Annotated in this window: 20 protein-coding genes and 2 other RNA genes; 3 read left to right on the top strand and 19 right to left on the bottom strand. The window is 45.3% G+C overall.

All coding sequences use genetic code 11. The features are described 5' to 3' along the window. Nucleotides 1-246: 246 nt before the first annotated feature. Complete coding sequence (locus tag EDD70_RS03580; protein WP_092752937.1) at nt 247-1,374, top strand: IS3 family transposase; 1,128 nt, start codon at nt 247-249, stop codon at nt 1,372-1,374. A 60-nt stretch (nt 1,375-1,434) separates the two neighbouring features. On the opposite strand, the gene ssrA is transcribed toward EDD70_RS03580, so the two are convergent. The 19 genes from ssrA to EDD70_RS14880 form a co-directional block, all read right to left on the bottom strand. Then, nucleotides 1,435-1,782: a transfer-messenger RNA gene (gene ssrA / locus EDD70_RS03575) on the bottom strand. Between the two features lie 24 nt (nt 1,783-1,806). After that, nucleotides 1,807-2,274 (bottom strand): SsrA-binding protein SmpB, encoded by a 468-nt coding sequence (gene smpB, locus EDD70_RS03570; protein WP_092752939.1) that lies wholly within the window; start codon nt 2,272-2,274, stop codon nt 1,807-1,809. Between the two features lie 84 nt (nt 2,275-2,358). Beyond that, nucleotides 2,359-2,760 carry a GtrA family protein gene (locus tag EDD70_RS03565; RefSeq protein WP_162840827.1) on the bottom strand — a complete coding sequence of 134 codons (402 nt, stop codon included), beginning with the start codon at nt 2,758-2,760 and terminating at the stop codon, nt 2,359-2,361. A gap of 132 nt (nt 2,761-2,892) precedes the next feature. Further along, nucleotides 2,893-3,594: a 4Fe-4S binding protein gene (locus EDD70_RS03560; protein ID WP_092752943.1), complete on the bottom strand. Its 702-nt coding sequence runs from the start codon at nt 3,592-3,594 to the stop codon at nt 2,893-2,895. 123 nt (nt 3,595-3,717) lie between these two features. Beyond that, nucleotides 3,718-4,317 carry a recombination mediator RecR gene (gene recR / locus EDD70_RS03555; RefSeq protein WP_092752945.1) on the bottom strand — a complete coding sequence of 200 codons (600 nt, stop codon included), beginning with the start codon at nt 4,315-4,317 and terminating at the stop codon, nt 3,718-3,720. A gap of 5 nt (nt 4,318-4,322) precedes the next feature. Beyond that, nucleotides 4,323-4,670 carry a YbaB/EbfC family nucleoid-associated protein gene (locus tag EDD70_RS03550; RefSeq protein ID WP_092752947.1) on the bottom strand — a complete coding sequence of 116 codons (348 nt, stop codon included), beginning with the start codon at nt 4,668-4,670 and terminating at the stop codon, nt 4,323-4,325. A 62-nt stretch (nt 4,671-4,732) separates the two neighbouring features. Next, on the bottom strand, nt 4,733-6,409 hold the full coding sequence (gene dnaX / locus EDD70_RS03545; RefSeq protein ID WP_092752950.1) for a DNA polymerase III subunit gamma/tau: 1,677 nt from the start codon (nt 6,407-6,409) through the stop codon (nt 4,733-4,735). A 76-nt stretch (nt 6,410-6,485) separates the two neighbouring features. Next, nucleotides 6,486-6,584, bottom strand: an RNA gene (ffs, locus tag EDD70_RS03540) — signal recognition particle sRNA small type. Between the two features lie 127 nt (nt 6,585-6,711). Further along, nucleotides 6,712-7,599, bottom strand: a complete 888-nt coding sequence (locus EDD70_RS03535; RefSeq protein WP_092752952.1) for a DegV family protein — start codon at nt 7,597-7,599, stop codon at nt 6,712-6,714. Between the two features lie 121 nt (nt 7,600-7,720). Further along, the gene (locus EDD70_RS03530) at nt 7,721-9,322 is read right to left on the bottom strand and encodes a peptidoglycan D,D-transpeptidase FtsI family protein (protein ID WP_162840828.1); all 1,602 of its coding nucleotides are present in this window, start codon (nt 9,320-9,322) and stop codon (nt 7,721-7,723) included. Nucleotides 9,323-9,423: 101 nt separating this feature from the next. Beyond that, the gene (gene purD, locus EDD70_RS03525; protein ID WP_092752956.1) at nt 9,424-10,695 is read right to left on the bottom strand and encodes a phosphoribosylamine--glycine ligase; all 1,272 of its coding nucleotides are present in this window, start codon (nt 10,693-10,695) and stop codon (nt 9,424-9,426) included. Between the two features lie 159 nt (nt 10,696-10,854). After that, entirely contained in the window at nt 10,855-12,030 is a 1,176-nt protein-coding gene (locus EDD70_RS03520) for a phosphoribosylaminoimidazolecarboxamide formyltransferase (protein WP_341465114.1), read from the bottom strand. Nucleotides 12,031-12,043: 13 nt separating this feature from the next. Continuing rightward, nucleotides 12,044-12,745: an IMP cyclohydrolase gene (locus EDD70_RS03515; RefSeq protein WP_092752960.1), complete on the bottom strand. Its 702-nt coding sequence runs from the start codon at nt 12,743-12,745 to the stop codon at nt 12,044-12,046. A gap of 29 nt (nt 12,746-12,774) precedes the next feature. Then, nucleotides 12,775-13,368 carry a phosphoribosylglycinamide formyltransferase gene (purN, locus tag EDD70_RS03510; RefSeq protein WP_092752962.1) on the bottom strand — a complete coding sequence of 198 codons (594 nt, stop codon included), beginning with the start codon at nt 13,366-13,368 and terminating at the stop codon, nt 12,775-12,777. Continuing rightward, entirely contained in the window at nt 13,362-14,399 is a 1,038-nt protein-coding gene (gene purM, locus EDD70_RS03505; protein WP_092752964.1) for a phosphoribosylformylglycinamidine cyclo-ligase, read from the bottom strand. Before purM ends, purN begins: the two co-directional genes overlap by 7 nt. 2 nt (nt 14,400-14,401) lie before the next feature. Continuing rightward, entirely contained in the window at nt 14,402-15,826 is a 1,425-nt protein-coding gene (gene purF / locus EDD70_RS03500) for an amidophosphoribosyltransferase (RefSeq protein WP_092752966.1), read from the bottom strand. Nucleotides 15,827-15,884: 58 nt separating this feature from the next. Then, nucleotides 15,885-16,595: a phosphoribosylaminoimidazolesuccinocarboxamide synthase gene (purC, locus tag EDD70_RS03495; RefSeq protein ID WP_092752968.1), complete on the bottom strand. Its 711-nt coding sequence runs from the start codon at nt 16,593-16,595 to the stop codon at nt 15,885-15,887. Nucleotides 16,596-16,608: 13 nt separating this feature from the next. Beyond that, nucleotides 16,609-17,115, bottom strand: a complete 507-nt coding sequence (purE, locus tag EDD70_RS03490; RefSeq protein ID WP_092752970.1) for a 5-(carboxyamino)imidazole ribonucleotide mutase — start codon at nt 17,113-17,115, stop codon at nt 16,609-16,611. Nucleotides 17,116-17,163: 48 nt separating this feature from the next. Beyond that, nucleotides 17,164-17,316 (bottom strand): hypothetical protein, encoded by a 153-nt coding sequence (locus tag EDD70_RS14880; protein WP_162840829.1) that lies wholly within the window; start codon nt 17,314-17,316, stop codon nt 17,164-17,166. 364 nt (nt 17,317-17,680) lie between these two features. Here EDD70_RS14880 and EDD70_RS03485 point away from each other — a divergent pair, with 364 nt between their 5' ends. Then, a complete protein-coding gene (locus tag EDD70_RS03485; RefSeq protein ID WP_092752972.1) occupies nt 17,681-18,211 on the top strand; it encodes an RNA polymerase sigma factor in 531 nt (176 codons plus the stop codon). A gap of 4 nt (nt 18,212-18,215) precedes the next feature. Continuing rightward, nucleotides 18,216-20,609 carry a beta-propeller domain-containing protein gene (locus tag EDD70_RS03480; RefSeq protein WP_092752974.1) on the top strand — a complete coding sequence of 798 codons (2,394 nt, stop codon included), beginning with the start codon at nt 18,216-18,218 and terminating at the stop codon, nt 20,607-20,609. The last annotated feature ends 127 nt before the right edge of the window (nt 20,610-20,736 follow it).

Genomic DNA, 20,736 nt, shown 5'->3' with positions numbered 1-20,736 from the left:
TTTTTTTAAGGTTTGGATTACTTGTTATAAATTGCGTTTTATTCTGTCATATTTTCCTCAATTATACATTTTTTCTAATAATTACAATTCTAAAACATTTGCATTATTTACTAAATATTTTAATATAATCTTCCCATAATTATACTATATTTTAAAGATTGGGTCAAAGTATCAACATGCATATATTTTGAAGTGTAAAATACTATGTTAAAATACATTTAGAATATATTAACAAAGGAATAAATAATGACCAAGTATACAGAAACACAAAAACAGGAATTAGTAAAGCACTATGAAAACGGAATAAGTGTGTCAGATATATGCGAAAAGCACAATATTCCCAATAGTACTTTTTACAATTGGATAAAGAAATATAAACAAATATCACTACCAAACAATAGAACCATAACACCACGTCAAGTGTATCTCTTACAAAAGCAACTCAAAAGGTTAACTGATGAAAATGAGATATGGAGAAAATGCAAATGTACTCTCGATTCCCCTCTATCTGAAAAGCTAGGAGCAATCAAAAACCTATATGAAGAATATGGGGTGCACGCTTGTTGCAGAGTATTAGAGGTTCAGCGTTCAACCTTTTATCACTATTTAAAATCACCTGAACAAACCTTATTGCAAAAAGAAGATGAACTACTAAAACCACTGGTTAAACAAATATTTGATAATAGCAAAGGGCGAATTGGTGCCAAGAAAATACGTGCTTGTATGATAACAAAAGGACATAAAGTAAGTGCTGAAAGAATTGTTCGTTTAATGCGTGAAATGAATCTTGTCTGTGTTTCTACAAAGAAACACATTACATATAACTTGCCACCCCAAGGTAGGTATAGAAGAGATAAGTTAAAACGCCAATTCGATCAATCTACCCCTAATACTGTATGGGTAAGCGACATTACACAACTGTACGTAAATTATAAAGTATATTATCTTTGTGTCATCATTGACTTATTTTCAAGAAAGGTGATTGCACATCATATTGCAAATAATCAAAGAACTGAAATTGTAGTTGCTACATTCAAAAGTGCATATAAAAAAAGAGACTATCCAACTGACTTGCTATTTCATAGCTATCAGGGTGGACAGTATAGTTCCTATGAATTTCGTAAGCTTTTGAGGGATAATCGGATCGAACAATCCTTTTCCAACCCAGGTTGTCCTTATGACAATGCAGTTGCTGAATCATTCTTTCGCTCTATAAAAGCAGAAGAAACATCAACAAAATATTACAGGACGCTAAATGAATTACGTGCTTCCGTGGCTGAATATATCAAGTTTTTCAACAATAAACGTCCACATCAAAAATTTACCTACTTAACACCCAATCAAGTAGAACAAAATTATTATAATAATAAATAATAACGACAGTACATTAGACATTCCAATAAAAAGTGTCCAATATACTGCCGTCATATCAAGTGGTGGAGGCGACGGGAATTGAACCCGTGTCCGAAAACCAATCCATACAAGCATCTCCGAGTGCAGTTTATCGTTTCAAATTCCCTCAGCTAGCCGCCGATAAACAGGCTGCAAGCGTGTTGGTAGCCCCTGATACAATCTGTTTTACGAGGCGCTCAAACAGATCGTTCACCACTAATCGACGCCTTATCTGAGACCGTGGTACTTCTCAGTAAGACGGCTGCTTAATTAAGCAGCTACTAATTCGTTAGAGTTAGCGTTTATATTTATTTTACACATTTTAAAGAGGTTGTGTGCCTCTACTCGCTTCTCGTACTTCATAATCCCCGTCGAAACCTTTACGCCCCCATAATAAGCGGCTGTTCGCCGATATTAACCTCTGCTGCGCTCTTTCATGGTGCGGTCGATATCTCGTTTTGCATCTCGTTTCGCAATATCGTCGCGCTTATCGTACTGCTTTTTACCCTTGCAAAGCCCAAGCTGAATTTTAACGCGTGAACCCTTAAAATACATTGAAAGCGGCACCAGTGTATACTGCATCTGCTTAACCTGACCATACAGCTTTGCAATCTCACGATTATGCATCAGCAATTTACGCTCACGCAAAGGATCTTTGTTGAAAATATTGCCTTTTTCGTATGGGCTGATGTGCATACCAATAACAAACAACTCGCCGTTTTTAATGTCACACCAACAATCTTTGAGGTTAATATTGCCTTGTCGGATGGATTTGACCTCAGTACCAAACAATTCAATGCCTGCTTCGTAGCTTTCTATCACAAAATAATCGTGATACGCTTTACGGTTTGCTGCAATTGTTTTTGTGTTATCCTGGCGCATTTCCATCCCTCCTCTCGGATATTTCATTATACGTGAAATCTGCATTTTTGTCAATTCATCGGTTCAGTAACTCTTTTCCATTTGCTAGCCGCGGAATACCCAAAGTTTGCTCAAAACAAAGTTAACAACAATGGTAACGGCAACAACCGGCAATTTTAAGATTATTTTATTGATACCAACAAACCATTGCTGTAAAAAATACATTGCTGCCAATGAAATTAGAAGTGTAATTAAATTTACTATGATAAATTTGATCAATTCACGGCTGAAAAATTTGTTTTTGCTGCGAAAAGTCCAACTGCGGTTAACAATATAGCTGTTGAGTGTTCCGCATGCGTAACCCACAACCTGCGCAGTATAAAGGTTTACTGCAAAAAACGAGACTAAAACGGTATAAACCACAAAGTCAATTGCCGTATTCAATCCGCCTGTTATGCCAAATTTAACAAATTTTTTAATATCTTCCGTATCAAATTTTTTTTGCAAAAAAACGCCCCCTGTCCATGCCATGGTGCAATCCACCCTTATTCTGCCCGTTTATTGGCAGAAATAGTCTTTTGCACTGCAATATCATAGCATTTCGAGGGGCGTCCGTCAACTGTTGATTGAGAATAACCGTTAGTCCAGAATCTGTCCGTCGGTGCTGATGGTGTACACCTGCCACGGAATCATTTTACCGCAGTTTTGCAGTGCTGATTTCGCCGCATGCTCAATACCGCCGCAGCAGGGTACCTCCATGCGTACAATGGTGACGCTTTTAATGTTGTTGTGTTTTAAAATTTCTGTCAGCTTTTCGCTATAGTCGCCTTCGTCCAGTTTGGGGCAGCCGATAAGCGTGATACGATTTTTAATAAAACGGGTATGAAAGTCTCCGTAAGCGTAAGCGGTGCAGTCTGCCGCTATGAGCAGGTTTGCTCCATCAAAATACGATGCGTTTACCGGCACCAACTTAATTTGTACCGGCCACTGGTTCAGCTGCGAAACAGGAGCCTCTATATTCATATCGGGTACCTGCACCGGTTTATGTGCAATTGTCTTTGACTGTGAGCCCGGGCAGCCGCAGGGTAGTTTTTGCTCTTGCTTTTTTGCCTGATTTGCTTTTACCGCAGCCTCGTCGTACTCTGCAGCCTCGCGTTCTTCAAACGTAATTGCACCCGTAGGGCAAGCGGGCAAACAGTTACCCAATCCGTCGCAGTAATCGTCACGTAAAAGCTTCGCTTTACCGTTTACCATACCGATAGCATCTTCATGACAAGCTTCGGCGCAAAGTCCGCATCCGTTGCAGAGGTCTTCGTTAATTTTTATTATTTTACGAATCATATTTAAAATCTCCTTTTATTTATCTTGTAACGTCAGTATACAATACATCCAAAAACTATTCAGTTGCATTTGCAACAAAAAAAGAAACCTCAAATCGGAAATTACTCCAATCTGAGGTTAAACTTATATTTCACTTCTGCCTTCCAGTGCCCTGTACAAGGTAACCTCATCCGCATACTCGAGGTTGCCACCGACAGGGATGCCATAGGCAAGGCGCGTCACCTTTACGCCAAGAGGCTTGAACAAGCGCGACAGGTACATTGCAGTGGCTTCGCCCTCTACCGTGGGGTTGGTTGCCATAATTACTTCCAGCACGCCGCCCTGTCCGATGCGAGCAAGAAGCTCTTTTACATAAAGCTGGTCTGGGCCAATACCGTTCATAGGCGAAATAAGCCCATGCAGTACATGATACACTCCGTTATATTCACGCGTACGTTCGAATGCAAGCACATCCTGCGGTGTTTCTACAACGCAGATGGTGGTTTTATCGCGTGCATCATCACTGCAGATAGGGCACTTTTCGCTGTCGGTGAGGTTTTGGCAAACATTGCAGTGGATAATTTTTTCTCTGGCATCCAAAATGCAGTGTGCAAAATCCTCTGCCTTCTCCCGCGGCATATTCAGTACATAATAGGCAAGGCGCTGTGCACTTTTTCTGCCGATACCCGGTAAACGCTCAAAATGCTCAATCAGCCGCGTCAGCGGCAAAACATTGTATGCCATTTCACTTAAAACATTCCGGGTACATTCAGCCCGCCCGAAATTTTCTCCATCTCTTTGTTCGCTATTTCTTCTACTGTACGAATTGCTTCGTTTACACCTGCCATAATCAAATCCTGCAGCATCTCAATGTCTTCAGGGTCAACCACTTCTGGTTTGATGGTGAGAGATTTGATCACTTTTTTACCTGTAATAACAACCTCTACAGCACCGCCGCCAGAGGTAATGGTGGTTTCCATCTCTTCAAGTTCTTCTGATTTCTTAGCCATATCCTCTTGGATTTTTTGAGCTTGCTTGATCATCTGCTGCATATTGCCGGGGCCGCCGCCGTATCCTTGTGGTAATCTTGCTTTCATGATTATATCCTCCGTAGTTAAGTATCTTTTTCATTTATTTGCAACACGATTTCTCGCGTTGTTTATTTGATTTCAACGGGAAGCCCCGCATCCTGCACCATTTTGGCAAGTTCATCGATCGGGTCTGTTTGCTGTTGAGCCGCAGGCTCATTTGCTTTTTTATACGGCCCCAGACGAAATCTCTTGCCCGTTTGCTCAAAGAGTGCATCACGAAGTGTTGTTTTAGAAACCTCACTTTGACGAATCAGCGTAAAAAAGAGTTGATCGCTGCAGTCAATCAGGCAAATATCGCCTTGAATGTACGCAGACGAACCGCGCAAAGTACCTGTAAGCGCAGGGTTGGTTTTAGCCAGACGCGCCAGCACTTCACTCCACTCCTGCATGGGTACCGCCCCAACAGTTAAACTTTCAATCAGTTGCTTTTCATCATTCGGTTCACTGCTGTTAAAGTCATCTTCTGTATCGGTAACGTTTGGCGCCGATACAATATCATGTTTTTCTTTTGATTCTGTGGGCTTCGTGGGATTACCGGTTTCAGCAGCACTTTTTGCATCTTGCGAACCGCTTTGCCCCGCTTTGATACAAATCGCTCCTGTTTTCACAGCAGTTTCCAACTGTTCCAAACGCACCAAAAGTGATTCGGCAGTTGTATCCAGTTGCGGGTTGCACAGCCGAATAACCGCCATTTCAAGCTCGGTGCGGCGGTTTTGCGAACGGCTCATTCTGCCCAGTGTCTCTTGCAGCACAGTTAGCCCGTTGAGGATTGCTGGCATCTTAATTTGCGCTTGCTGCTCTTTCAGATGTGCAATTTCCTCTGGTAACGCTACAATCAGTTCCTCGGGTTTCGTAGCTGATTTTAAAATCATTAAGTTACGAAAATGTGAAATAAGTTCTTCACAAAGCCGTCCAAGGTCAATGCTTTGTGTGTACAAATCATCAATGATAGCCAGTGCCGAACCCGTGTTGTTGTTTGCAATGGCAGAGGTTAAATCAAACAAATGCTCATGCCCTGCAAGCCCTGCCGCACCGGCAACCACTTGCGTATCAATCTCTTTGCTGTGCGAAGCACACAGGTCAAGCAGCGAAAGTGCATCACGCATACCGCCGTCGGCAAGGCGGGCAATCAGCAAAGCCGCATCGTGGCTGAGCGTCAACCCCTCCTGCGCAGAAACAGCCTCCAGCCTGCCAGCAATGGTATCGCTCGCGATGCGGCGAAAATCGAAACGCTGACAGCGTGAAAGTATGGTGGCAGGTATTTTGTGTACTTCGGTAGTTGCCAATATAAACAATACGTGCTCCGGCGGCTCTTCCATAATTTTTAAAAGCGCATTGAAAGCACCGGTAGAAAGCATGTGGGTTTCATCTATAATATAAACGCGTTTTTTGCACATGGTGGGCAAAAAATAAGCCTCTTCGCGCAGCTGGCGGATGTTATCGACACCGTTATTGCTTGCTGCGTCGATTTCCACTACGTCCATAATCGACCCATCATCAACGCCTCGGCAAATATCGCACTCTCCGCATGGGTTGCCATTACTCTTTGCATTCGGGCAGTTTACCGCTTTTGCCAAAATTTTTGAGCAGGTGGTTTTACCTGTACCGCGCGAACCGGTGAACAGATAGGCATGCGAAGTTTTGCCCGTGGCAACTTCGTTCTTCAAAGTAGTTGTAATATGTTCTTGCCCTACCACATCGTCAAACACCGTTGGGCGGTATTTACGATACAATGCCTGGTACATCTGCTCACCTCCGTTATAGGTTTTATTATAAAAATTTGATACAAAAAATAGACAGGCTGTAGTTGCTCTGTCATGCGGGTAACAGGTTACCTGCGGCGCACAGAAGCTGCCGCTTAATGCTGCTCGGTTCCCCGCCTGACATGGTTCACGGCGCTCTGTCGCACAGGACCCGCATACTCGCATGACAGAACAATTACCTCATCCTGTCTATTCGCGCTTGAATTTATCAAGCCTTATTATTATAGCGCAAAAAGAGGTCTCCGTCAACTATAAACTTGACGGAGACTGCTTAACAGCACATGTTACTTGCCTTCGTGGCGGGTTTTGCCAAGAAAGAAAATAGCAATGGTACCGGGCCCCGAGTGTGCACCGATAGAGGGCGCAACGTAGTTAAAAACAAAGTTTTTGATTTTATATTTCTTTTTAATCTCGTCAGCACAAAAATGAGCTTCTTCTAAGCAATCGCCGTGTGAGATAAACACAACCTGGTTGTCAAATCCCTCCATCTTAGGCCCCATGCGGTTTATAAGCTCAAGCAAAGATTGTTTTCTGCCTCGTACCTTTCCCATTGGCACAAGGTGCCCTTGTTCGTCGACATGCATTACCGGTTTGATACCAAGCATGGTTCCCACCACCGCCGTTGTTTTTGATACCCGCCCGCCGCGGTAAAGGTGGTTTAAATCTTCTACGGTAAAGTAGTGGATAAAGTTCTGCCTGTGCTCCTGAATCCAGGCGGTAACTTCATCGATGGATTTGCCTTCTTTTTTCAGCTTAACTGCATAATAAACCATCAGCCCCTGCCCCAAAGAAGCAGAGAGGGAATCGATTACAATAATTTTTGCATCGGGATATTGTTCGCGTGCCTCTTTTGCACCCATCTCAGCACTGTTGTAACTGCCGCTCAGCCCCGAAGAAAATGCAATATGAAGAACATCTTTGCCTTCGGCGGCAATTTGCTTAAACGCTTTTTCAGCCTGTTCGGGGTTCACCTGCATGGTTGTAGGCATTTTGCCTTTGCGCATCTGCTCGTAAAAATCGTGCTGGTCAATGGTCCTGTCATCGGTAAAACGGGTAACACCGTCCAGCGTGTAGCCAAGTGCTAGCAGGTTGATATTGTTTTCATCTACAAAACTAAACAGCAGGTCAGAGTTGGTGTCCGTACTGATGATGTAATCTCTTGCATTTTCCATAAAGAAAATCCCCCTTGTGCCAATCGCCGCTGAATTGCAGTTTACGCTGCCGGCGTTAACTATCTAAACTTATTATATCGGATAATGGGATTTATTTCAATCAAAATTCGCATTCTGCGCGTCACAATCCCATCTTCAGCATACTGTCTGCAATATCTTTAAAAATCGGTGCAGCATAGGTGCTGCCCGAGTCCATCCCTTGTGCAAGCACAACGATGGTGTAGCGCGGTTGTTCGGCAGGGAAAAAGCCGACAAACCACGCTTCCACAATCTCGTTGGTTTTTTCTTCATCGTAATACTGCCCTGTCTGTGCAGATGCAGTTTTACCGCCTGCTCCGCCGTATTCCGGCTTTGCTTTTTTACCGCTGCCCTCTTCTACAACCGAAACCATCAAATCATGCACTCTTTGCGCGTTTTTTTCGGTTATAATGCGGTTAGCCACATATTCAGGCACAGATTCTTCCATTTTGGTTCCTTTGCCGTCCGAGTATCCTTTTATAAGCTGCGGTGTAACAAGGTAGCCTCCGTTTGCAAACACACTTACCATGCGGGCAATCTGAATCGGCGTTGCCATCAGTACACCCTGCCCAAAACCAAAGTTGGCAACGTCGGCGGGGTTTTGCAATTCATCCATAGCGGGCAGATTACCTGCTGCGCTTTCGTATCCTTCTGCCAGTAAATTTGCCCTGCCAAAACCGAATTTAATCGCAGTGTTCCGCAAATTTTCTGCCCCTACTTTTCGCGCCAGTTGGATAAAATAAGGGTTACACGAAACCTGCAGCGCACGCCGAAGGTCTACCCAGCCATGCCCTGCATGGTTGTTACATTTAAAAATCTGCCCGTTGATATCAATATACCCTTTGCATTCAATCCCCGACGGTTGTATGTTATTCTCTAGCGCAGCAGCCGTAACCACAAGCTTAAAGCTGGAGCCCACGTTAAAGGGTGAAAACGCTTTATTGATAAAGGGTGTGTCTTTTGCGTTAACACTGCGTGCAACATTGTTGGGGTCGAACACAGGCAGGCTTACCGATGCCATGATCTCCCCTGTCCTGCAATCCATTACTACAACGGCACCTTTGCCAATATACCGTTTTGCAGCTTGTTCTGCTATGCGCTGAACACGATGATCCAGTGTGAGCACCAGCCCTTGTTTGGGCTGTGCGGTTGTGTCGATAATTTCAGGGGCTTCTCCGCTTAATGCACGCCCAATCGCGTCAACAGAATAGCGTATTTCAACCTTACTGCCATTGGCTTTAAAAAAATCGTTGTAAGCCTGTTCAATGCCGTATACGCCCTCGCCCTCGCGCAAGTGCCCTATAATATGCACTGCCGGCTGATGTTTGGCATAACGTTTGCCCACTTCAAACACATTCATATCTTTGCTGTAAAACTCTTTGGTATCGGCTTTTAACACAATCGGCTTTCGGTCTTCCAGCGTTTTAATAAATTGCTCTTTATCTTTTATAAGTTTTTTCAGCACGGATGCAGATTGAGGGCTTGGCAAAACAGCCGCGTGGTATTCTTTTTCGATATTTACCAAAGGAGAAAAGTTGCGGTCGTATATCATCCCCCGCTCGTTCGATACCTCCAGCGTATAGGTGCTTTGATTTTTTGCCACTTGTGCCATCGATTGGCCTTCGCTGAGGGAGAATACACGGTAGTAAACACCGGTGAACATCAAAATCATAGCGCAAAACACCGCAATTACCCGTTTTTCCATAACTTTCCTCCCGCTAGACATTTTCTGATATTATCATGGGGAAGATTGCTTTTTTTATACAAAAACGCCGCACTCTTTTTAGAGTACAGCGTTTCTTTTCTTTATTTAACCGCTTGTTTGCCGATATCTTTGCGGTACTGCGCCCCGTTAAAGCGGATGGTTTCTGCTGCCTTATACACTTTTTGAAGTGCAATTTCCAGGCTTGCTGCCGTTGCGGTAATGCCAAGGACGCGCCCGCCCGACGTTTTGTATCCGTCGTCAGAAAGCGCTGTACCCGCATGGTAAACAACAGCATCTGCTATTTGCCCATCGCTGCCCAGCCCTGTAATTTTGCAGCCTGTTTCGTACTTTTGCGGGTAACCGCCGCTTGCCATCACCACACAAGCAGCCGCGCCGTTTCTCCATTCAATGTCAATATCGGCAAGATGACCGTCACAAACCGCCAAAACAATCTCGAGCAAGTCGGTTTTCAGCAGCGGGAGCACCACTTGCGTTTCCGGGTCGCCAAATCGGCAATTGTATTCTATTACAGTAGGCCCTTTGGGGGTAAGCATCAAACCAAAAAACAAGCACCCTTTAAACGGTCTACCCTCTTTACTCATGGCATTTATAGTTGGCAGATAAATTTTCTCCATACATTCCTGCGCAACCGCCCATGTGTAGTGGGGGTTGGGTGCAATTGTGCCCATACCGCCGGTATTCAGCCCTTTGTCACCGTCCAAAGCACGTTTATGGTCCATCGCCGAAACCATAGGGCGGATGCATTTTCCATCGGTAAATGCCAGTACTGATACCTCGGGGCCGGTAAGGTATTCCTCCACCACAATGTGGTTGCCGCTCGCACCGAAGATTTTATCCTCCATAATACTGCGCACGCCGTCGGTTGCCTGCTGTAAATTCTGTGCGATGATAACACCCTTACCAAGTGCAAGCCCGTCCGCCTTGATGACAACCGGAAACTGCCCTTTGCACGTAAGGTATTCGATGGCGTCAGCAGCATTATCGAACTGTTCGTAGGCGGCAGTGGGGATACCATAGTTTTTCATGAGTGCCTTGGAAAAAACCTTGCTGCCCTCGATGATTGCCGCATTGGCACGCGGGCCGAACGCTTTGATGCCTTTTGCCTCAAGGCGATCCACAAGCCCTGCCACCAACGGGTCGTCGGGTGCTACAAAAACAAGGTCAATCGCCTTTTCTACTGCAAAATCGACGATTTCATCGAGGTTGGACGGCAAAATCGGTATACAAACCGCATCTGCAGCAATACCGCCGTTACCGTTTGCACAGTAAAGCTCGGTAACCTTGGGGCTCTCTTTTAATTTGCGTACAATGGCATGCTCACGACCGCCCGAGCCAACTACCAGTATTTTCATAACCTGCCTCCTTTAACGGGGCATTGCCCCAACCTAAGCAAAATAAGTATGCCAACAAGCTATATTGCTTGCAGATGGGTTATACTAATTAGCCGTGTAAAGCACGACTGCAGCAGTGATTTAAAAAGGTTTTAGAAGCTCTTTAAATGCAAAACAGTATTAATGGTGGAACAAGCGAATGCCAGTAAATGCCATAGCAATGCCGTACTTGTTGCAAGTATCAATCACATGGTCGTCTCGGATAGAACCGCCCGGCTGTGCAATATAGCAAACGCCGCTGCGGTGTGCACGCTCGATATTATCGCCGAACGGGAAAAATGCATCCGAACCCAATGCAACCCCCGTCATGGTAGTAAGCCATGCACGTTTTTCTTCTCGCGTAAGCGGCTCGGGTTTTGTTGTAAAAAACTGCTGCCACATGCCATCTGCCAAAACATCCATATCGTCATCCGAAATATATACATCAATGGTGTTGTCGCGGTCGGGGCGGCGGATGTCCGCTTTAAACGGCAGGTTCAGCACTTTTTGATGCTGGCGCAAGTACCAAATATCCGCCTTATTGCCCGCAAGCCTTGTGCAATGAATGCGGCTCTGCTGCCCCGCTCCCACACCAATGACTGCTCCGTCTTTAGCATAGCACACAGAGTTGGACTGAGTATATTTCAGTGTGATAAGTGTAAGAATTAAGTCACGTTTTGCACTGTCGGGTATATTTTTATTCTCGGTGATGACATTCGTAAGCAGGTCTTCGTCTATCTTGAGTTCATTTCTGCCCTGTTCAAAGGTGATGCCGAAAACGTCTTTATGCTCCACCGGCACGGGAATATAGTTGGCATCAATCTGAACTACGTTATACCCACCCTTGCGCTTTGTTTTTAAAATCTCCAACGCTTTTTCAGTATAGCCTGGTGCAATCACGCCATCTGAAACTTCGCGCGTAATCATCGCCGCGGTTTGCTCGTCACAAGTATCCGAAAGTGCAATCCAGTCGCCGTAGCTGGACATTCTATCTGCCCCGCGTGCTCTTGCGTAGGCGCAGGCAAGCGGAGATAAATCCAAATCATCTACAAAATAGATTTTCTTTTCTACCTCGGTAAGGGGCGTACCAACCGCCGCACCCGCAGGGCTGACATGCTTAAACGAAGTGGCACACGGTAAACCGGTGGCTTCTTTAAGTTCTTTTACCAACTGCCAGCTGTTCAGCGCGTCCAAAAAATTGATATAACCCGGCTTACCGCAAAGCACCTCGATGGGCAGCTCGCCCTGCTGCATAAAAATACGAGATGGCTTTTGGTTGGGGTTGCAGCCATATTTCAGTTCTAATTGTTTTGCCATGCTAAGTGCCCTCCTACTGGTTTTTATTGAGAATGCGGGTTTGTACCGCCCCTGTTTTAACATGGATAAAGCGAGTAAACAGCGATACTTTGTTGTCTGCATTCAAGCTGTTCCACAACATGTCGGTAAATCTGTCGATATCCCCTGTAATTGCAACAGGTACAGGCTCGCCCTTAAACGATGGGATAGGGTTGCCATCGCATTGGTAGGTGTGGATAAAATGCCCCTCGCCCGCAACAGGGTTATTGTACTCAAAGAAAAAACGCTGTGCGCTTTCGGTATTTCCGTTTGCACTTTTAAGGATAGAAAGCTTGTAATCAAACCCTTGAACCATTCCTGATATGCGGGGGGTATAATTGGGTGCGTCCGGCTCAAAGGTACGAGTGCGCAGTGCATCTTCAAAGCTTTTGCCTCGGGTGATAAAATCGTAGATCGTATCGGTTTGGTCGCCGTTTGTTACAATGGTTTTACCTGCATAGATACGTACAGGCGCATAGATAATCAAAGACGGGTCGGTGAGTTTTGAAGGGTCAAACGCCTGTGTGCGAATTCCTCCGTCCTGTTCTGCAAATATGCGGTTACGGCTGTTTTCGCTGCGCCCCATAATAAAATAAGCAATTACCATATGCTCTGCGTCGCTGTTTTTGCCTAGCACAATTCCTCTGCCGGGGTAAGTATTGCACTTTAAAATATCCCATATTTTTTGAATCTCCATTGCTTGCCTCCTAACACATTCTGCATCCATTATAGCATCCCGCAACAGTAAAGAGAAACTGCTTTGGGCAAAATAATCCACTCTGCCTGCTCCATCACACGGCGCTGTAAAAGCTCAGGGGTATCCCCCGGCAGTACTTGTACTGCCTTTTGCAAAATAATCTCGCCGCCGTCGGTAATTTCGTTTACAAAATGCACCGTAGCCCCTGTAATTTTCACCCCTCTGGCAAGCGCTGCTTCGTGCACACGCAGCCCGTAGAAGCCGTCGCCGCAAAATGCGGGAATAAGTGATGGATGAACGTTGATGATACGGCGTTTGTATGCTGTAAGGGTGTTTTCGCCCAGAATGCATAAAAAGCCCGCCAGTACCACCAAATCGATGCTATGATTTTTTAAAGATAGCAGCAGAGCCTCGTCAAACAGCTCTTTCGATGCAAAGCTTTTGCGTGCCACTACCTCGGTTTTGATGTCGGCTTTGCGGGCACGCTCCAACGCATAGGCACCTGAATTGGAGGCAACCACCAAGGTGATTTTACCGTTTGCAATTTCTCCGCGTTGCTGTGCGTCGATTAAAGCTTGGAGGTTGGTTCCGCCGCCCGAAACCAGCACTGCAATATTCAGCATATGGCTACACCTTTTTCACCATTTTTCATTTCGCCTATGATATAAGCGGTTTCACCCGATGCCGTTAGCATCTCTACCGCTTTATCCGCCTGTGTTTTTGGCACCACAATGCACATTCCAACCCCCATGTTAAAGGTGTTGAACATATCACGTTCATCAATACCGCCCACACTTGCAAGCAAATCAAAAATAGGCAAAATGCGCACCGCTGCACGTTCGATTACAGCCTGTTTGCCATCGGGCAGGGCGCGGGGAATATTTTCGTAAAAGCCGCCGCCCGTAATGTGGCATACCGATTTTACCTGTACATGCTTTGCAAGCTCTAATACAGGCTTTACATAAATTTTAGTGGGGGTAAGCAGAGTTTCACCCAGCGGCTTACCCAACTCGGCACTGTAAGCATTCAAATCTTTATGTTCTACATCAAACACCTTGCGCACAAGGCTAAAACCGTTGGAGTGCACCCCGCTGGATGCAAGTGCAATGATAGCATCGCCTGCCTCCATAGCGGTGTTGTCAAAAATTTTATCCTTATCCACTACGCCCACGCTGAAACCTGCAAGGTCATATTCATCCACGGGGTAAAAACCGGGCATCTCTGCGGTTTCACCTCCGACCAATGCACAGCCTGCCTGTACACAGCCCTCTGCCACGCCCGAAACAATCTCTGCAATTTTTTCGGGTACGTTTTTACCGCACGCGATATAATCTAAAAACTGCAATGGCTTTGCACCGCAGCAAATGATGTCGTTGACACACATGGCAACACAGTCAATCCCTACGGTGTCGTGCTTATCCAGTAAAAAAGCAAGTTTCAGCTTGGTTCCTACCCCGTCGGTGCCCGAAACGAGCACAGGCTTTGCCATACCGGTAAGGTCGAGCTCGAACAGCCCGCCAAAACCGCCGATACCTGTAAGTACACCGGGGATATTGGTACGCAAGATATGCTTTTTCATCAATTCCACCGCTTTGTAACCCGCGGTGACGTCAACCCCCGCCGCTTTATAGGAATTGCTATAGCTTTTTTCCATTGTTATTTTCCCTCCGATATCTTATTTTCAAAGCAACTCTTTGGCATTTCAGCAGGCACCTCAATGGGGTATTCACCGTTAAAGCAGCCTACGCAAAAACCGCATTTTGCCCCTTCTGCAATCTTTTTGACATTGTCTACACTGAGGTAACCAATGCTGTCTACCCCAATTTCTTTTGCAATCTCCTCTTGGGACATACGGCAGGCAATCAGCTTATCACGGCTGTCGATATCGGTGCCGAAATAACAGGGGTTCATAAACGGAGGGCTCGAAATGCGCATATGCACCTCGCATGCACCTGCATCGCGCAGCAGGGCAACAATTTTGCCGCTGGTAGTGCCGCGCACAATCGAATCATCAATAAGCACTACGCGCTTACCCTTTACATTTGCGGCAAGTACATTTAGTTTAATGCGCACCGCACGCTCCCGCTGTGCCTGTGTGGGTTGAATAAAAGTTCTGCCTACATAACGGTTTTTAATAAAGCCGATACCGTACGGGATACCCGACTGTCTCGCGTAGCCCATGGCGGCATCCAGCCCCGAATCGGGCACGCCAACCACAATATCTGCCTGAACAGGGTGTTCGAGTGCGAGGTAAGCACCCGCTCTCTGCCTTGCAAGATGTACACTCGCGCCTTCAATCACCGAATCGGGGCGGGCGAAGTAAACAAACTCAAATACGCACATACTGCTTTTTTGCCCGCAATGGGTACGAATGCTGCGAAGACCGCTCTTATCTGCCACGACGATTTCGCCTGCCTCCACATCGCGTACGTAATGGGCACCGAGAGAATCGAGCGCGCAGCTTTCGCTGGCGAAGATAAAACTACCGTTCAGTTCACCGATAACAAGCGGACGAAAGCCCTGCGGGTCACGCGCGGCAATCAGCTTTTTGGGGGACATAATCACCAATGAATACGCACCCTTGATGTCATCCATCGTCTGTTCAACCGCTTCTTCAATGCTGCCCGCCGAAATGCGATTGCGCGTAACCATATAAGCAATCACTTCAGAATCGTTGGTAGTATGGAAGATTGCACCGCTCAGTTCCAGTTTATCACGCAGCTGCTGCGCATTCACAAGGCTGCCGTTGTGTGCAAGCGCCATCGTGCCCTTGATATGCCTTACCACCAAAGGCTGCGCATTGGTTCGGCTGGAACTGCCTGTGGTAGAGTAACGAACATGCCCTACCGCCATCTGCCCTTTGCCCAGCTTGTCCAACACATCGCGGTTAAACACATCCGGCACCAATCCCACATCTTTGTGCGCGGTAATAATTCCGTCATCGTTCACCGCAATGCCGCAGCTTTCTTGCCCGCGGTGCTGCAAAGCGTACAGCGCATAGTAAGCCGAAGCGGCAACATCGGCAGTCTGCGGCTCGTAAATACCAAACACACCGCACTCCTCATGGATGTTATCGAACATAGAATTCATCCTCTCATTTCTGTGGCTTGTGGTTGCGCTTGTAACAAGTAATTACCTGCTACTCCCCCATCAGACGTTTCATAATCTCGTGGTAAGCGTCTTCTACGCCGCCAAGGTCGCGCCGAAAGCGGTCTTTATCCAGTTTTTCATGCGTAATACTGTCCCAAAAGCGGCAGGTGTCAGGCGAAATTTCATCCGCCAAAACAATGGTACCGTCGGTGGTTTTACCAAATTCTAATTTAAAGTCAATCAGCTCAATGTTTAAGTCTTTGAGGTAGTCGGTAAGAATCTCGTTGATTTTGAGCGAATAATCCGCTATGAGGTCAAGTTCCTGCTTAGTGCAGTACTGCATTGCCATAATGTGATATTCATTCACCATAGGGTCGCCGAGTGCGTCGTCTTTGTAGCAATATTCCAGTACTGTTTTTGCCATCTTGGTGCCTTCTGGCAGCCCCAAGCGCTTGCTGAGCGAGCCTGCCGCAATGTTGCGCACAATCACTTCCAACGGAACAATGGTTACTTTTTTTACCAGAGTTTCTCGGTCAGAAAGTTCTTTTACCAGATGGGTGGGGATGCCGTTTTTCTCGAGCAGTTTCATCAGATGATTGGTTACGCGGTTGTTGATAGCACCTTTCCCCAGTATGGTACCCTTTTTCAGCCCGTTAAACGCGGTTGCATCGTCCTTGTAATCTACAATAAAAAGCTCGGGGTCTTGCGTGCTGTAAACCTTTTTTGCTTTGCCTTCATAAACCATATCTCGTTTTTCCATCGTATTATCCTCCTTATTTTGTTTCTATCAGTTCGTTTAATTTTTTATCTTTTTCAATAACCTCTTGCGCCATTTTATTTTTCATATCTTGCAACTGCTGGGCAATGCCTTCATCATATACACCCAATATCTGTGCTGCCAAGATTGCAGCATTTTCTGCACCGTCAATGGCAACGGTTGCTACCGGAATACCCTTGGGCATCTGCACCGTTGAAAGAAGGGCATCCAGCCCATCCAGCGTTGAGCTCTTGATGGGAATACCAATCACCGGTAGTGTTGTGTGGGCTGCCAAAACACCCGCGAGATGTGCCGCCTTGCCTGCCGCCGCGAGCAGAACACCAAAGCCATTTTTACGGGCGGATGCTGCAAACTCACATGCTTGTTTGGGGGTACGGTGGGCACTCATAACATGCGCCTCTACCGCAATACCAAAACCTTTCAGGGTTGTTATTGCGCCTTTTACAACGGGCAGGTCGCTGTCGCTGCCCATAATGACCGCTGCTTTTTTTTGTTCAGCCATAGTGCACTCTCCTTTTCAACTATAAAAAAAGCTGCAAGCGCAACTCGCTTACAGCCGATTATTTACAAAAATCCCTGCACCTATCCCGATGCGGCTATTCACCTGTGACGATACCGAAAACTTGCAAAAACGCATTTTTACGCAGTTAGGTACACAATGCCCATTGCAGCAATCGGGGTACGCTTTTTGCAGCCAAAGCATGATTTTTGCAGCCTCCCTTATCAGAAATCTCTTTCATTGTACCATACCTGTCAGCGATTTCAATTGGTTTTTACGTTTTCAAAATAAATTCGTATACAACGGGCAACCGCAACATTTTCAGCACCTTTAATTTATGCAAAAGCGAGACTGGTCATACGTCTTACTTCATAGGTATCCGCCTAATTTGGTAATGTTTGTACTTTCTTTCTTACGGGTTATCTTTTATAATAGTTAATTAGTGGGTTGCGTTAGATGTTCTAATTGACGCAGCTATATTTTGGAAAACATATTTTTTATTTTGATGCAAAGATTTTGCAAATACGTTGCACTATTTATGTGTAACCCGTAAAGTGTGGTGTAATGATTGAACATTGATTTACAGGTGATTGCTTCGGCAAAAGCGGGAAACGCAGAAAGCTTCTCTCTTTTATACGAACAGGTGCAGGATGAACTTTACAAATATGCACTTTATACGCTCGGCAATACACACGACGCAGAAGATGCTGTTGCCGATACTTTTATAGAAGCATATAAAGGCATTGCCAACCTGCGGGATGACTCGGCGTTTAAGGCGTGGATATTCCGTATTCTGTCCGTTCGAATGAAAAGAAAAGTTGCCGACATCATCAAACGCAAAAACACGCTCAATATTGAGGATTTTATCAGCGACTTTACTGCAGATACTGACATCGAGCGAGAGACATCGGATAAGGTGATTTTATTGGGTGCTTTAAACAAGTTATCCAATCAGGAAAGAATGATTGTTGTTCTTTCCGCCATTCAGGGTTATACAACCAAAGAAATCTCTGAGATGTTAGGCTGCCCGCACGGCACTGTAAGCTCTAAGCTGCACAGGGCCTTAATTAAGATGCGCAAAATGATAGAAATGGGGTGAAACTATGGCTGATTTAAATAAAAAACAAGACAACAATTTGGAATACTTATCACAAAAGTTGGAGGAGCTTGACAGAGGCATTTCCGTACCCGAATCAGTCAAGGCTTCACAATTACTTGAGCGGATGAAAAACCCGCCCCCGCAATTAAAAGTAGTAAAAACGGTAAAATGGCAAAAAGCTGCAGGCATTGCGGCGGCATTTGTTTTGGTTTTGGGCAGTGTGCTATACGGCAATCTGTATGTTAACAAGCAAAGTGACGGTTTTGTTGCCAGTTCGCAGAATACGGAGATGGCTATGGATGCTGCCCCGATAGAAGGCGCACCCGAGGCAGGTACTGCAAAGGCTTTTGCAGCACCTCCGAGCAGTTTGGATGAGGAAAACAGCCAAATTGAAGGAATGAGCGGCTATTTTGCAAAAGATTACGCCCAAATACGTGAAGAACTCAAATCTATCCAAGATAAGCCTCAAATTATGCAGAAAAAACAGCCTGATGAAAAGGTGGATGATGGCGAATCTGAAAAACACCCCGATACAGGCGGCGGTGAAGATTTGTTAACAGGTGGCAATGATGCAGGCGATATTTACACAACGAATGCACAAACACAAAACGTTGATGAAGCCGACATTGTGAAAACCGACGGTAAAAACCTGTATTACCTTTATACCCCTGTACCGCAAAATGATGATGACCAAACACAACCGGTAATAAAAATTATAGATGCTAAAAGCCTTGAAACACGTTCCACCATACACTTTCCGCAAAACACTTATGCTACTGACATGTTCCTTGCAGGCAACAAGCTTGCAGTAATGTACGCGTATGACAGCTTTTACACCGTTCCAATATATCGAGTATACGATACGGGTGTGGAACAGAAGGGTACTCATAGTATCGAAGCAACCACTCTTTCTGTTTACGATGTTTCTGACGCTGAAAAACCTGTAAATGAACGCAAATTCGAGCAACAGGGCAATTATATCAACTCCAGGCTGGTAAACGACACGGTTTATCTTGTTACAGAAAGCTATGTACCTGCAAATGCACACCTTAAAGAAGTAACCGACGAGATGCTGATACCTTCTGTACGTGATACAGCGGTTTCTTCAAATATTCAAAAACTTCCCGCGTCGGATATTTGTATTCCTTCACAGGTTACAGATCGTTCTTACATGATGGTTTCATCTATCAGCCTTACCAATCCCAATTCAAGTTCTACCAAAGCGGTTTTGGGCGGAGGCAGTACTGTATATATGTCCCCTAACAACCTTTATATTGCGGGCAGCATCACCGATGATACCACGCGTGAAGAAACAACCTCCTTGCTGAAATTCAGCATAGAAAACGGTAATATTCAGTTGCTTGCTCAAGGCAATGTTCCTGGTGCAATTGACGGGCAGTTTGCGTTGGATGAAAGTAGCGCGGGCGACCTGCGCATTGCTACCACACGAGAATATTATGTAAACCCCGCTGCAGCCCAAGCAGAGCTGGAAAAAAGGCGGATAAAACGCGAGCAGATACAAGCCGAAAGAAACGCATGGTTTGCCGCTTATAATAAAGCGGTAGAGCAAGGGCGCGGCGAAGAATTTAAAAAAGAAACCCCCAAACCATGGGTTCACGTGGAAGAAAGCCCCGAAGTTAACGCTGATTCAAACAAAAGCAACCCGCTCCAAAGAACAACGAGCAACAATGTGTATGTACTGGATGAATCTTTGCAGCGTATCGGCACACTGGAAGGATTGGCACTCGATGAAAACATCTATTCTGTCCGCTACATCGGTGACATCGCTTATATCGTCACATTTAAACAGGTAGACCCGTTGTTTGCCATCGACTTATCCAATCCGAATGCGCCAAAAGTACTCGGTCAGCTTAAAATCCTCGGATTTTCGGAATATCTGCATCCCATCGGCAGCGATACGCTCTTGGGCTTTGGTTACGATACTGTAACCAATTCAGGTGGTAATACAACGACAACAGGCTTAAAGCTTTCTTTGTTCGATATAAGCAACCCGATGAATTTGAAAGAGACACAAGTTTATCGGATGGGCGGCGCCGGCAGCAGCTCTGAGGCGATATACAGTCACAAAGCCTTTATGTATTACGGCGACAAGAACATAATAGGGGTACCCGTACACCTGTTTAAACAAGAGAAGCCAGATACTAAATTTACATTCGACGGTTTCTATTTGTTTGAGGTTACCTCTGAAAAAATAGAATATCTTGGTTCTGTTAGCCATAGTGAAGGTATTAAGGATGTGGGCACAATTTACAACCAAGGATTGGATGTTCAGCGCGGGGTTTACATTGGTGATACGGTATATACTTTCTCACGCAGCAAAGTTACGGCACACTCGCTGACAACTTTAGATAAAATTGCAGAATGTGCTTTGCAGTAAGGAACTACGAAAGAAGAAGGAACAGATGTACATCTGTTCCTTCTTCTTTCGTAATATTATTACAATTTTTTAGGATGTTTCTTTTTTCACTATCTTTTTATCGAAAAATATTGTATCATAGAGAATG

This window comes from Hydrogenoanaerobacterium saccharovorans (genome assembly GCF_003814745.1).
GTDB lineage: Bacteria > Bacillota > Clostridia > Oscillospirales > Ruminococcaceae > Hydrogenoanaerobacterium > Hydrogenoanaerobacterium saccharovorans.
This window is presented reverse-complemented; position numbering and strand designations above follow the sequence as displayed.

Coding starts and splice junctions, on each gene's coding strand:
- purD (WP_092752956.1), bottom strand. CDS start 10,695: ATGAAAATACTGGTAGTTGGCTCGGGCGGTCGTGAGCATGCCATTGTA.
- EDD70_RS03535 (WP_092752952.1), bottom strand. CDS start 7,599: ATGGAAAATGCAAGAGATTACATCATCAGTACGGACACCAACTCTGAC.
- EDD70_RS03480 (WP_092752974.1), top strand. CDS start 18,216: ATGGCTGATTTAAATAAAAAACAAGACAACAATTTGGAATACTTATCA.
- EDD70_RS03520 (WP_341465114.1), bottom strand. CDS start 12,030: ATGGCAAAACAATTAGAACTGAAATATGGCTGCAACCCCAACCAAAAG.
- smpB (WP_092752939.1), bottom strand. CDS start 2,274: ATGCGCCAGGATAACACAAAAACAATTGCAGCAAACCGTAAAGCGTAT.
- dnaX (WP_092752950.1), bottom strand. CDS start 6,409: ATGTACCAGGCATTGTATCGTAAATACCGCCCAACGGTGTTTGACGAT.
- recR (WP_092752945.1), bottom strand. CDS start 4,317: ATGGCATACAATGTTTTGCCGCTGACGCGGCTGATTGAGCATTTTGAG.
- EDD70_RS03580 (WP_092752937.1), top strand. CDS start 247: ATGACCAAGTATACAGAAACACAAAAACAGGAATTAGTAAAGCACTAT.
- EDD70_RS03550 (WP_092752947.1), bottom strand. CDS start 4,670: ATGAAAGCAAGATTACCACAAGGATACGGCGGCGGCCCCGGCAATATG.
- purE (WP_092752970.1), bottom strand. CDS start 17,115: ATGGCTGAACAAAAAAAAGCAGCGGTCATTATGGGCAGCGACAGCGAC.
- purF (WP_092752966.1), bottom strand. CDS start 15,826: ATGTTCGATAACATCCATGAGGAGTGCGGTGTGTTTGGTATTTACGAG.
- purM (WP_092752964.1), bottom strand. CDS start 14,399: ATGGAAAAAAGCTATAGCAATTCCTATAAAGCGGCGGGGGTTGACGTC.
- EDD70_RS03560 (WP_092752943.1), bottom strand. CDS start 3,594: ATGATTCGTAAAATAATAAAAATTAACGAAGACCTCTGCAACGGATGC.
- EDD70_RS03515 (WP_092752960.1), bottom strand. CDS start 12,745: ATGGAGATTCAAAAAATATGGGATATTTTAAAGTGCAATACTTACCCC.
- purN (WP_092752962.1), bottom strand. CDS start 13,368: ATGCTGAATATTGCAGTGCTGGTTTCGGGCGGCGGAACCAACCTCCAA.
- EDD70_RS14880 (WP_162840829.1), bottom strand. CDS start 17,316: ATGCTTTGGCTGCAAAAAGCGTACCCCGATTGCTGCAATGGGCATTGT.
- EDD70_RS03530 (WP_162840828.1), bottom strand. CDS start 9,322: ATGGAAAAACGGGTAATTGCGGTGTTTTGCGCTATGATTTTGATGTTC.
- purC (WP_092752968.1), bottom strand. CDS start 16,595: ATGGAAAAACGAGATATGGTTTATGAAGGCAAAGCAAAAAAGGTTTAC.